This is a genomic window from Phenylobacterium sp. (assembly GCF_020402505.1).
GTDB lineage: Bacteria > Pseudomonadota > Alphaproteobacteria > Caulobacterales > Caulobacteraceae > Phenylobacterium.
Window position 1 is genome coordinate 1 of the sequence record NZ_JADBZL010000091.1, and the last position, 10,375, is coordinate 10,375.

Annotated in this window: 11 protein-coding genes; 5 read left to right on the forward strand and 6 right to left on the reverse strand. The window is 69.2% G+C overall.

The annotated features are described in order from the left end of the window. Positions 1-41 precede the first annotated feature (41 nt). From ccmC to ccmA, 4 genes are all read right to left on the reverse strand, one after another. Positions 42-767: a heme ABC transporter permease CcmC gene (gene ccmC / locus IM632_RS07060; RefSeq protein ID WP_296481666.1), complete on the reverse strand. Its 726-nt coding sequence runs from the start codon at positions 765-767 to the stop codon at positions 42-44. Between the two features lie 67 nt (positions 768-834). Next, on the reverse strand, positions 835-1,344 hold the full coding sequence (locus IM632_RS07065) for a Spy/CpxP family protein refolding chaperone (RefSeq protein WP_296532687.1): 510 nt from the start codon (positions 1,342-1,344) through the stop codon (positions 835-837). Positions 1,345-1,423: 79 nt separating this feature from the next. Next, the gene (ccmB, locus tag IM632_RS07070) at positions 1,424-2,089 is read right to left on the reverse strand and encodes a heme exporter protein CcmB (protein WP_293513134.1); all 666 of its coding nucleotides are present in this window, start codon (positions 2,087-2,089) and stop codon (positions 1,424-1,426) included. Beyond that, positions 2,086-2,688, reverse strand: a complete 603-nt coding sequence (ccmA, locus tag IM632_RS07075) for a heme ABC exporter ATP-binding protein CcmA (protein WP_296498918.1) — start codon at positions 2,686-2,688, stop codon at positions 2,086-2,088. The genes ccmB and ccmA overlap by 4 nt, the downstream gene beginning before the upstream one ends. A 177-nt stretch (positions 2,689-2,865) precedes the next feature. Between ccmA and acnA the strand changes: the two genes are divergently transcribed. The 3 genes from acnA to IM632_RS07090 all read left to right on the forward strand — a co-directional run bounded on the left by acnA (position 2,866) and on the right by IM632_RS07090 (position 6,907). Further along, on the forward strand, positions 2,866-5,556 hold the full coding sequence (gene acnA, locus IM632_RS07080; protein WP_296552164.1) for an aconitate hydratase AcnA: 2,691 nt from the start codon (positions 2,866-2,868) through the stop codon (positions 5,554-5,556). 95 nt (positions 5,557-5,651) lie between these two features. Next, positions 5,652-6,350, forward strand: coding sequence for a thioredoxin family protein (locus IM632_RS07085; RefSeq protein WP_296480006.1), 699 nt, complete (start codon positions 5,652-5,654; stop codon positions 6,348-6,350). Positions 6,351-6,571: 221 nt separating this feature from the next. Continuing rightward, positions 6,572-6,907, forward strand: coding sequence for a DUF2794 domain-containing protein (locus IM632_RS07090; protein ID WP_293515610.1), 336 nt, complete (start codon positions 6,572-6,574; stop codon positions 6,905-6,907). Between the two features lie 64 nt (positions 6,908-6,971). On the opposite strand, the gene IM632_RS07095 is transcribed toward IM632_RS07090, so the two are convergent. Next, positions 6,972-7,724, reverse strand: coding sequence for a Bax inhibitor-1/YccA family protein (locus tag IM632_RS07095; RefSeq protein ID WP_296480005.1), 753 nt, complete (start codon positions 7,722-7,724; stop codon positions 6,972-6,974). 99 nt (positions 7,725-7,823) lie between these two features. Here IM632_RS07095 and thpR point away from each other — a divergent pair, with 99 nt between their 5' ends. Together thpR and IM632_RS07105 are read left to right on the forward strand one after the other, a co-directional pair. After that, complete coding sequence (thpR, locus tag IM632_RS07100; protein ID WP_296480004.1) at positions 7,824-8,378, forward strand: RNA 2',3'-cyclic phosphodiesterase; 555 nt, start codon at positions 7,824-7,826, stop codon at positions 8,376-8,378. A gap of 10 nt (positions 8,379-8,388) precedes the next feature. After that, a complete protein-coding gene (locus IM632_RS07105) occupies positions 8,389-9,189 on the forward strand; it encodes an undecaprenyl-diphosphate phosphatase (protein ID WP_293515606.1) in 801 nt (266 codons plus the stop codon). Positions 9,190-9,198: 9 nt separating this feature from the next. Here the strand turns inward: IM632_RS07105 and IM632_RS07110 are convergent, their stop codons facing one another. Beyond that, a complete protein-coding gene (locus tag IM632_RS07110) occupies positions 9,199-10,164 on the reverse strand; it encodes a complex I NDUFA9 subunit family protein (RefSeq protein ID WP_293516013.1) in 966 nt (321 codons plus the stop codon). Between the last annotated feature and the right edge of the window lie 211 nt (positions 10,165-10,375).

Consider the following 10,375-nt stretch of genomic DNA (forward strand, 5'->3'; position numbering starts at 1 on the left):
ATGTAGAAGCCGTAGGGGCCGGGATCGAGGTCAAGCATGGATCACCTCGCCAGCCGCGCCTCGGCGGCGGCGGCCCGGCGTCGCCAGACCTCGCCGCGGATCCGCACCAGCCACAGCGCCCCGAAGGCGGCCATGTAGGACAGGCTCATCAGAAGAAGAGGTATCAGGAAGACCGTCGCCGCGCGGGACCCGCCTGCGGCGAACACCGTGCGGCCCTGGTGCAGGGTGTTCCACCATTCCACCGACCAGTGAACGACGGGCACGTTGACCAGGCCCACCAGAGCCAGAATGGCGGCGGCCCTTGCGCCCTTGGTCTCATCATCAATGGCGGCCCGCAGCGCCATGTAGGCGAGGTAGAAGAGAAACAGGACGAGGACGCTGGTCAGGCGGGCGTCCCAGACCCACCAGGCGCCCCACATCGGCTTGCCCCAGAGCGATCCCGTGGCCAGGGCGAGGGCGGTGAAGACGGCGCCGATGGGCGCCGCGGCCCGGGCGGCGGCGTCGGCGAGGGCCTGCCGGAAGACCAGGGACAGGAAGCTCGCCCCGCCCAGGCAGACATAGACGAAGAGGCCCAGCCAGGCGGCGGGCACATGGATGAACATGATCCGGACGGTGTCGCCCTGCTGGTAGTCCTCGGGGGCGGTGAAGCCCAGCCAGAGGCCCGCGGCGGCGAGGGCGAGGGCCAGGGCGCCGAACAGGGGCGCCGCCCAGGCCGAAAAGGCCATGAACCGGTGCGGGTTGTAGAGGAAGGCGAGGGCCTGCGTCATGCCCCGCCCATTAGCCCCGGTCCGCGCCGGCGGCAACGGAAAGCCGCCGGCGCGGGGGTCCGGCGGGCTATTCCGGACGAGCGTGATCCATCGGCGGGCCGCCGGGACCGGGGCCCATCATCCGGCGTTCCATCCGGATCTCCCGGTGCTTGCCGCGGCCCATGGGCAGGGCGTCGAAGGCCTTCTTCTGTGACGGCGTCAGCTGCGCGTAGAAGGTCCGGGTGGCGGTGGCGCGGCGGTCGAAGGCCGCAAGGCGCTCGACCATGCGGGCCCTCTGCTGGTCCAGCCGCTCCGGCGTCGTGGCGGGCCGGGCGCCCGAGTCCGGACGGCCCGTGTGCTCCGGCGGCTTCAGGGCCTCCAGAAAGGCCTTCAGCGCCGGCTCCTGGGCGGGAGCCAGCTGTAGCACGCTCCGCAGCCGCTGAGCTCGAGCCTCTGGGTCGGGCCGCTTCATCTCCATCATGCGCACGCCGCCTTGCGGTGGGCCGCTCTGGGGCGAGGTCTGGGCGAGGCCGGCGCCTGCGGCGGACAGGGAAATCAACGCGGCGAGGCCGGCGACCCGGAAGGTGGATCTGGTCATGTCTGTGCTCCTTGGACGCGCCCCTTGGTCATTCAAACGCGTCTGAGGGGGGTTTCCGTCGCCGGTTCCCCGGCGCGGGTCAGGACAGCGCGTTGCGGCAGGCCGCCGCCATGGCCAGGGGGCCCAGGGCGACCGCAGCGGCGGCATAGGCGCCGAGCAGGGCGAACCCGGCGCGCCAGGGAAGCCCCGCCGTGAAGGCGTCCAGGGCCCCGCCCCCGAAGATCACCGGGGGTACGAACAGGGGCAGGACAATCACCGCGGTCAAGAGACCGCCCCGCCGGGCGCCAAGGCTCAGGGCCGCACCGATCCCTCCCGTAAAGGCGAAGGCCAGCCCCCCGGCCAGCGCGCAGGCGAACAGCAGGGGCGCGAGGGCCGGCGACGCGCCCAGGGCGATCGCCGCCAGGGGCGCCAGGAGGGCGAGGGGCGCCCCGGTCGCCAACCAGTGCCCCAGGCATTTCAGGGCGCAGGTGAACTCGAGGGGCAGGGCGGCGTGGGCCATCAGGTCAAGGGCCCCGTCTTCGTAGTCACGCTCGAACAGCCGTTCGAGGCCGAGGAGGGCGGACAGGGCCAGGACCGTCCAGGCCGCGCCCGGCGCGATCTGCGCCAGCCGCTCGGGCTCGGGGCCTGAGGCGAGGGGCAGGAGGAGCGTCGCCCCGGCGAAGAAACCCCCGGTCACCATGAGGCCGCCGCCCCGACCCCAGGCGATCGCCATCTCCCGGCGAAGCAGCTGCAGGGCGGCGCTCACGGGAGGATCTCCAGGGCGAGGGTCGCCAGAGGCAGGGGATCGTGCACCGCCGCAAGGATGAGTCCGCCGCCGGTCAGGTGCCCGGCCATGATCTCCAGGGCCTTCGCGCGCCATTGGGCGTCGAGGGGGCTGAGGGGTTCGTCGAGCAACCAGAGCGGGCGGGGCGACGACAGGAGCCGGGCGAGGGCCAGCCTGCGCCTCTGGCCTGCGGACAGCCGCCGGACTTCGAGGTCCAGGAGCCGCTGGAGGTCGAGCCGGCGGACGGCGGCCTCCATGGCGGACGCCGTTCCGCCCTGCCACCCCGTCCAGAAGACCAGTTCTTCGCCGGCGGTCCGAGAGATCTTCAGGCCGTCGAGGTGACCCAGCAGGTGCAAGCCCGTGGACCGGGCGGCGGCCGGGTCGACGGCTCCGAAAGTGATGTGGCCGGAATCGATGGCGCAAAGGCCCGCCACAGCTCTCAGCAGGCTGGTCTTGCCCGAGCCGTTGGCTCCTGTGAGGGCGCAGGCCTGGCCTGACTCCAGGTGAAGCTCCAGCCCCGAAAAGAGGCGCCGCCCGCCCCGCGACAGGGACAGGTCCTCGAAGTGCAGGGACGGGGTCACGATTTCCTCCCGGCGCGCGCATGGACGCCGCCCCGCCGAAGGGCTATGACGCCCTCGGTCGCACTCGTCCCTGAGGGCTTTCGCGGCGCCGGGGCGAACGCTGTGTGTCCGCCCGCAAGGGCGCGCGATCTCCGGTTCGATAGGTGTGCGGTCCGGAACAGAGGAAGGATCCCTGACATGGCGTCAATCGACAGCCTCAAGACCCGCCGCGAACTCACGGTGGGAGACAAGACCTACGTTTACTACAGCCTTCCGGCCGCCGAGGAAGCCGGTCTTGCCGGCGTATCGCGACTCCCGGCCTCGATGAAGGTGCTGCTGGAAAACCTGCTGCGCAACGAGGATGGCGAGACGGTCGGCGCCGACGACCTCAAGGCCCTGGCCGCCTGGCTCGACAACAAGGGTTCGGTGGAGCACGAGATCAGTTTCCGCCCGGCCCGGGTCCTGATGCAGGACTTCACCGGCGTGCCGGCGGTGGTGGACCTGGCCGCCATGCGCGACGCCATGACCAAGCTCGGCGCCGATCCCGAGAAGATCAACCCGCTGAACCCCGTCGACCTGGTCATCGACCACTCCGTCATGGTGGACCATTTCGGCACCTCCAAGGCCTTCGGCGAGAACGTCGAGCGTGAGTACGAGCGCAATATCGAGCGCTACCGTTTCCTGCGCTGGGGCTCGTCGGCCTTCAACAACTTCCGCGTCGTGCCCCCCGGCACCGGCATCTGCCACCAGGTCAATCTCGAATACCTGGCGCAGACCGTCTGGACCGGCGAGGAGGGCGCCGACACCGTCGCCTATCCCGACACCGTGGTCGGCACCGACTCCCACACCACCATGATCAACGGCCTCGCCGTCCTGGGCTGGGGCGTGGGCGGCATCGAGGCCGAGGCCGCCATGCTGGGCCAGCCCATCCCCATGCTGATTCCCGAGGTCATCGGCTTCCGCCTGACCGGCGACCTGCCGGACGGCGCCACCGCCACCGACCTGGTTCTGACCGTCACCCAGATGCTCCGCAAGAAGGGCGTGGTCGGCAAGTTCGTCGAGTTCTTCGGCCCGGGCCTCGCCGGTCTTACCCTCGAGGACGAGGCGACCATCGCCAACATGGCCCCGGAATATGGCGCCACCTGCGGTTTCTTCCCGGTCACCCAGGCCACGGTCGACTATCTTCGCGCCACCGGCCGCGACCCTGCCCGGGTCGACCTGGTGGAGGCCTACGCCAAGGCCCAGGGCCTGTGGTCCGAGCCCGGCGATCCCGAGCCTGTCTTCACGGACACACTGGAGCTCGACCTCGGCACGGTCCAACCCTCCCTGGCCGGCCCGAAGCGGCCCCAGGACCGCGTCCTGCTCAGCGACGCCGCCGCCGAGTTCCGCGCAGCACTCTCCAAGGAGTTCGGCCGCGAGCCGGGCGCCCCGCGCGCGGCGGTGAAGGGCGAGTCCTACGACCTCGGCGACGGGGATGTGGTGATCGCCGCCATCACCTCCTGCACCAACACCTCCAACCCCAGCGTCCTGATCGCCGCCGGCCTCGTGGCCAAGAAGGCGGTGGAGAAGGGCCTGAAGGTAAAGCCCTGGGTGAAGACCTCCCTGGCGCCCGGAAGCCAGGTGGTGACCGACTACCTGAAGGCCGCCGGCCTGACCAAGAGCCTGGACGCCCTGGGCTTCAACCTGGTCGGTTACGGCTGCACCACCTGCATCGGCAATTCCGGGCCCCTGCCCGAGGCCATCTCCGAGACCATCCAGTCCTCAGATCTGGTGGCCTGTTCGGTCCTGTCGGGGAACCGCAACTTCGAGGGCCGGGTCAATCCGGACACCCGGGCCAACTATCTCGCCTCGCCGCCTCTGGTGGTGGCCTACGCCCTGGCCGGCAACATGCTCATCGACCTGGCCAAGGACCCGATCGGCGAGGGTAAGGACGGCAAGCCCGTCTACCTGAAGGACATCTGGCCGACCTCCGCCGAGGTCGCCGCGCTGCAGCGCAAGCACGTGACCCAGAAGATGTTCGCCACCCGCTATTCCGACGTCTTCAAGGGCGACAAGAACTGGCAGGGCATCAAGGTGGCCGGCGGCCAGACCTACGCCTGGGACATGGGCTCGACCTATGTCCAGAATCCGCCCTACTTCCAGGACATGAAGATGGAGCCCGAGCCGGTCACCGACGTGATCGAGGCGCGGATCCTTGGCGTGTTCGGCGACTCGATCACGACCGACCACATCTCGCCGGCCGGTTCGATCAAGGCCAGCTCCCCCGCCGGGGTCTACCTTCGCGAGCGCCAGGTGCCGACCACCGAGTTCAACTCCTATGGCGCCCGCCGCGGCAACCATGAGGTGATGATGCGGGGCACCTTCGCCAACATCCGCATCCGCAACCGGATCACCCCGGAGATCGAGGGCGGCGTGACCCGTCACTTCCCCTCGGGCGACACCATGGCGATCTACGACGCCGCCATGCGCTACCAGGCCGAGGGCCGGCCGATGGTGATCTTCGCCGGCAAGGAATACGGCACGGGCTCGTCCCGCGACTGGGCGGCCAAGGGCACTAAGCTCCTGGGCGTGCGGGCGGTGATCGCCGAGAGTTTCGAGCGCATCCATCGCTCCAACCTGGTGGGCATGGGAGTCCTGCCCCTGCAGTTCATCCAGGACGGCTGGCAGAAGCTGAACCTGACCGGGGAGGAGATCGTGTCGATCCGCGGCCTCTCCGAGCTGTCGCCCCGCCGCCAGCTGACGGTGGAGCTCTATCGCGCCGGTGACGGCCGCATCGCCCGCTTCCCCGTGCGCTGCCGCATCGATACGCCGACCGAGCTGGAGTACTTCCGCAATGGCGGGGTGCTGAACTACGTTCTTCGGAACCTGGCGCGCGACGCTCAGGGCTGAACCTGGCCGCTGCATCCTCCTTGCGGGTATGCGGCGGGTCCGTTTCACGCCTTCTTGATCCCTCGCGCCGGATAACTGGGATTATGTGCGCGCCGATGCGTGGAGCTCTGTTCGCCTGTTTACTGATGCTGGCGCCCACTGCGGCGCCTGCTGCGCCGCGGTCTCCAGTGATCGTCGAACTCTACACGGCGCAGGGCTGCGCCTCCTGCACAGGCGCAGGGGAGGTGATGCAGACCCTGGCCGCCCGTCGCGACGTCCTGCCGCTGACCTTCAGCGTCGACTACTGGGACTATCTCGGCTGGACAGACACCCTGGCCCGTCCGGAATTCGTCACCCGCCAGAAGACCTACGTGACACGCTTCGACCTGGGTGAGCCGTATACGCCCCAGGCCGTGGTGGGCGGACAGGGCCAGACCGGGGCTCTGGAGGCCGAGCGTCTCGAGTCGCTGATCAGCCGAGCCGCTCAGGCGCCTGCAGGGCCAAGGATCAGTCTCTCAACCCGTCGGACGAGCGTGGCCAACGGAAAGGCGCCCAAGGGCGGGGCTGAGGTCTGGATGGTGCGTTATGATCCCAAGCCAAGGAGCGTCCAGGTCCGGCGGGGCGACAACCGGGGCCAGACCGTGGTGGCGGTGAACGCCGTTCGGGAGTTGAGACGCCTGGGCTCCTGGCGGGGACGAGGCTTGACCTGGCGTCTTCCGGAGGCCACCGAGCCCGGGCTGGTCACCGTAGTCATTGTCCAGGCGCCCCGGGGCGGCCGCATCCTCGCTCTTGCGAGCAGCCCCGCGTCTTCCTGAAGACAGGAGGGGTCCGACCGTTCGGATACTGGAGAGGAAGCGTCGGCTGGCCTGGCGGCCTGCCCCCGGGCGGGGGCTGGGGGGGCTGTTCAGGAACCCGGGATGCAGGTCCGGCCAGCCGACGAAATGAGGATCGCCAGCCTATCGGGCGGGCGCGCGTCCGAATTAAGGTCATTTCGCGGCGATTGCCCCGGGCGGCGACCTGGAGCTAACCTGCCCCCATGGCGGCGGATCCCTTCCCGACGAGCGGCCCGCCCGGTCGCGTCTTCTTCGAGCGTGCGGAGTTCGTTCGCATCCTGAACCTTTATGGCCGGATGGTCGCCGCGGGGGAGTGGAAGGATTACGCCATCGACCCGCTGCCTGACGCCTGCGTCTTCTCGGTCTTCCGCCGGGCTTCCGAGGCGCCCGCCTACCGGATCGAAAAGCGTCCCGCCCTGGCGCGCCGGCAGGGCGCCTGGGCGGTGATCGGGGAGGGCGGAATGATCCTCAAACGCGGACATGACCTGGCCCAGGTGCTGACGGTTTTCGATTCCCGCCGATTCCGGGTGGTGGACTGACGCGCAGGAAAAATGCCCCGGCGGTCACCCGCCGAGGCTTCCACGTCTAGGTGATCCTTCCCGCCTAACGACGTTCGCCGAGCAGGCTGAGCAGGAACTGGAACAGGTTGATGAAGTTCAGGTAGAGGCTCAGAGCCCCGTAGTTGGTGGCCACGCTTGTGGAGGCCTCATCCCCGCCGAGGTCGTAGTACATCAGCTTCAGGCGCTGGGTGTCGAAGGCGATCAGGCCGGCGAAGATGAGAACGCCGAGGATGCTGATGACGAAGCTCATCATCGGCAGCTTCAGGAACATGTTGACCAGGGAGGCCAGGACCAGGCCGATGAGGCCGACGATCAGGAAGCTTCCCATCGCTGTCAGGTCCCGCTTGGTGGCGTAGCCGAACAGAGACAGGGCGGCGAAGGCCGCCGCAGTGATCAGGAAGGTCTGGGCCAGCGCCTGGCCGGTGTAGACCAGGGTCAGGACGCCCAGGGAGGCGCCCATCAGAACTACGATGCTCCAGTAGGCCACCGCGGCCCCGCGCGGGGTCTGTCCGCCGCGGGCGAAGCTGGAGAACAGGATGATGGCGAGGGGCGCGAAGCTGACGATCCAGCCGAGGGGGGTCATGCCGGCCATACGCCCGTCTGCCGAGACCATGAACATCAGGTCGCGCACAGGGGCGAACATGCCGGTCAGCCAGGCCATGGCGCCGGAGACCACGAGGCCGAGGGCCACCTTGTTGTAAACACCCAGCATGAACTGGCGCAGGCCGGCGTCCACGGCCATGTCGGCGTGGTCCACGATCACCGGACGGGCCGATCCGCGATTGAAGTCGTTCATCGAACGAAGATCCTCTCCCAAACGCCCGGAGTGGGCGCAGACGAAATATCGGTGCGCTGCACGACTTGTGCAAGCGCTGCTCGACGTTAGGCTCTCCGGATGATCCGCCTGTTCGCCGCCCTGGACCTGCCCGACGCGGCCGCTGAGGCCCTCGCGCCCTTCCAGTGCGGCCTTGCCGAGGCCGCCTGGCGACCCCGGGAGGCCCTGCATATCACTTTGAAATTCGCTGGTGACCTCCGCGAGGACCTGGCCGACGACCTGGACGCCGAGCTCAGCCGCATCGGCGGCGCGCCCCTTGAGCTGAGTCTCGCCGGGGCCGGGGCCTTTGGAGAAGGGCGCGACATTCACGCGGTCTGGGCCCGGGTGACCCCGACGCCGGCCCTGTCAAAGCTGGCCCGGGCCTGCGAGATCGCGGCCCGCCGGTCCGGACTGAAGGCGGACGCTCGCGCCTATACACCGCACGTCACCCTGGCCTACCTGACCCGGCCTGAACCTGAAACGGTGGCCCGCTGGCTCGCCTTCGCCGAGGACCTCCGCGTCCCCGGGTTCCGCGTGGATCGCTTCGGCCTCTATTCAAGCTGGCGCGGTCCGGACGGATCACGCTATCGCCTCGAGCGCAGCTATCCGCTCGACCGCCGGGCGGATCCCGCCTGAGGAGCCGCCTATGCCCGACTGGATCTCCGCCATCATCCTGGGCGTGGTCGAGGGGCTGACCGAGTTCATCCCGGTCTCGTCCACCGGGCACCTGCTCCTGACCAAGACCCTCCTGGGCCTGCCTCCGGGCTTCTGGGACACCTTCATCGTCCTGATCCAGCTGGGGGCCATACTGGGCGTTGTCGCCCTCTACTTCCGCAAGCTCTGGAATGTCGCGGTCAGTCTGCCGGTCTCGGAGAGATCCCGCCACTTCGTCCTGTCGGTGTTCGTGGCCTTCCTGCCGGGCGCGCTCGCAGGCGCCCTCCTGCACGACGTTATCAAGGAGGTTCTCTTCGAGAGTCCCCGACTGATCTGCTGGTCGCTGATCATCGGCGGCGTGGTCCTGCTGGTCATCGACCGCCGGGCCCCGGCGCCCCGGGAGACCGACGCCATGGCGCTCAGCCTCCGGACATCCCTGTTGGTCGGGCTCTTCCAGACCCTGGCCCTGATCCCCGGTGTCTCGCGCTCCGGCGGCACCATCGTCGGGGCCATGCTGATGGGGGTGGAGAAGCGCGCGGCGGCGGAGTTTTCGTTCTTCCTGGCCATGCCGACCATGGCCGGCGCCTTCGTCCTCGATTTCTGGTCCAGCCGGGGCGACCTTCAGGGCGACCGGATCGGCCTGCTGGCCCTGGGTTTCGCCGTGAGCTTCGTGGTCGGCTATGCGGTGGTGAAGGTCATGCTGGAGGTGGTCAGCCGGCGCGGGTTCGCCCCGTTCGGCTGGTGGCGCATCCTGGTCGGGGGCGCAGGCCTGGCCCTCCTGGGGGCTGGCTGAGTCCGGGGCTCAGGCGACGGCGTTCCCGGCGGCGCCCGCGAACTGGCCGCCCTTGCGGAAGCGATAGAGGTAGGTCGGCAGGATAGCCTCGACCGTCTCGGGCGCGATTCCCAGGTCCGCCAGGCCGGGCGCCTCGCCGGAGAGGACGTTGTCGGTCTTCAGGAGCTCCACCTGGTCGGCTGTCAGGGGCGGCGCCACCGGGGTCAGGGCCAGGGGTGCGCAAAGGGTCCCGATCAGGCCCGCCGCGCCGAAGGGAAGGGGCGCATAGAGTCGTCGGCGCCCGGTCTCCTTCTGGATCAGGTCCAGGATCTCCCGGAAGGTGAAGATCCCCGGTCCGCCCAGCTCGAACGTCCGGCCTGCATGCTGCGGGTCCAGGGCGACTGTCGCGGCGGCCCTGGCCACATCTCCGACATACACCGGCTGGAAGCGCGTCCGTCCCCCGCCGATCAAGGGCAGAAAGGGGCTGACAACAGCCATCTCGCCGAACTTGTTGAAAAAGTCGTCGCCGGGCCCGAAGACGATGGACGGCCGCAGGATCACCGCCGACGGCAGGATCTTGCGAACAACGGCCTCGCCTTCGGCTTTTGACCGGGCGTATCGGGAGGCGGAGGCGGGGTCCGCGCCGAGAGCCGACATCTGCACCAGGCGAGCGCCGGCGTCGGCGGCGGCCTGGGCAATGGTCCGTGCGGCGTCCACATGGACGGCCTGGAAGGTCTGTCGGCCCGTCTCGTAGAGCAGGCCCACAAGGTTGATCACCGCATCGGCGCCCTGTACGGCCCGGATCACGGAACCAGCGTCGCGGATATTGGCCTGCACCACCTCGACCTGCCCGACATCGCCCATGAGGCGCATGGCGTGAGCCAGGTGCGGCTGGCGCACGGCCACCCGGATCCGGGCGCCGCGCCGGGCGAGGGCCCGGACGATCTGGGTCCCGATGAAACCGGAACCACCGAAGACGGTGACGAGATCGGGCATGACGACGAAGCTCCGGGGGTCTGGACAGGAGTGCCGGGATAAACGATGCCCGGCCGCCCCGCAATCGGCGCCGGCGCCCTGCCATGCATGCCCGTGTCCTGGCTCAGACAGATGTGAGACGGGCTCTTGAGTGAAGGGTGGGGGTCTCTGAAGCTTGGGTTTGCAGACTCAGGACCTCAGGAGACCCCCGATGCAGGTGTTTGGCCTACAG

Coding starts and splice junctions, on each gene's coding strand:
- ccmC (WP_296481666.1), bottom strand. CDS start 767: ATGACGCAGGCCCTCGCCTTCCTCTACAACCCGCACCGGTTCATGGCC.
- IM632_RS07065 (WP_296532687.1), bottom strand. CDS start 1,344: ATGACCAGATCCACCTTCCGGGTCGCCGGCCTCGCCGCGTTGATTTCC.
- acnA (WP_296552164.1), top strand. CDS start 2,866: ATGGCGTCAATCGACAGCCTCAAGACCCGCCGCGAACTCACGGTGGGA.
- IM632_RS07085 (WP_296480006.1), top strand. CDS start 5,652: ATGCGTGGAGCTCTGTTCGCCTGTTTACTGATGCTGGCGCCCACTGCG.
- IM632_RS07090 (WP_293515610.1), top strand. CDS start 6,572: ATGGCGGCGGATCCCTTCCCGACGAGCGGCCCGCCCGGTCGCGTCTTC.
- IM632_RS07095 (WP_296480005.1), bottom strand. CDS start 7,724: ATGAACGACTTCAATCGCGGATCGGCCCGTCCGGTGATCGTGGACCAC.
- thpR (WP_296480004.1), top strand. CDS start 7,824: ATGATCCGCCTGTTCGCCGCCCTGGACCTGCCCGACGCGGCCGCTGAG.
- IM632_RS07105 (WP_293515606.1), top strand. CDS start 8,389: ATGCCCGACTGGATCTCCGCCATCATCCTGGGCGTGGTCGAGGGGCTG.
- IM632_RS07110 (WP_293516013.1), bottom strand. CDS start 10,164: ATGCCCGATCTCGTCACCGTCTTCGGTGGTTCCGGTTTCATCGGGACC.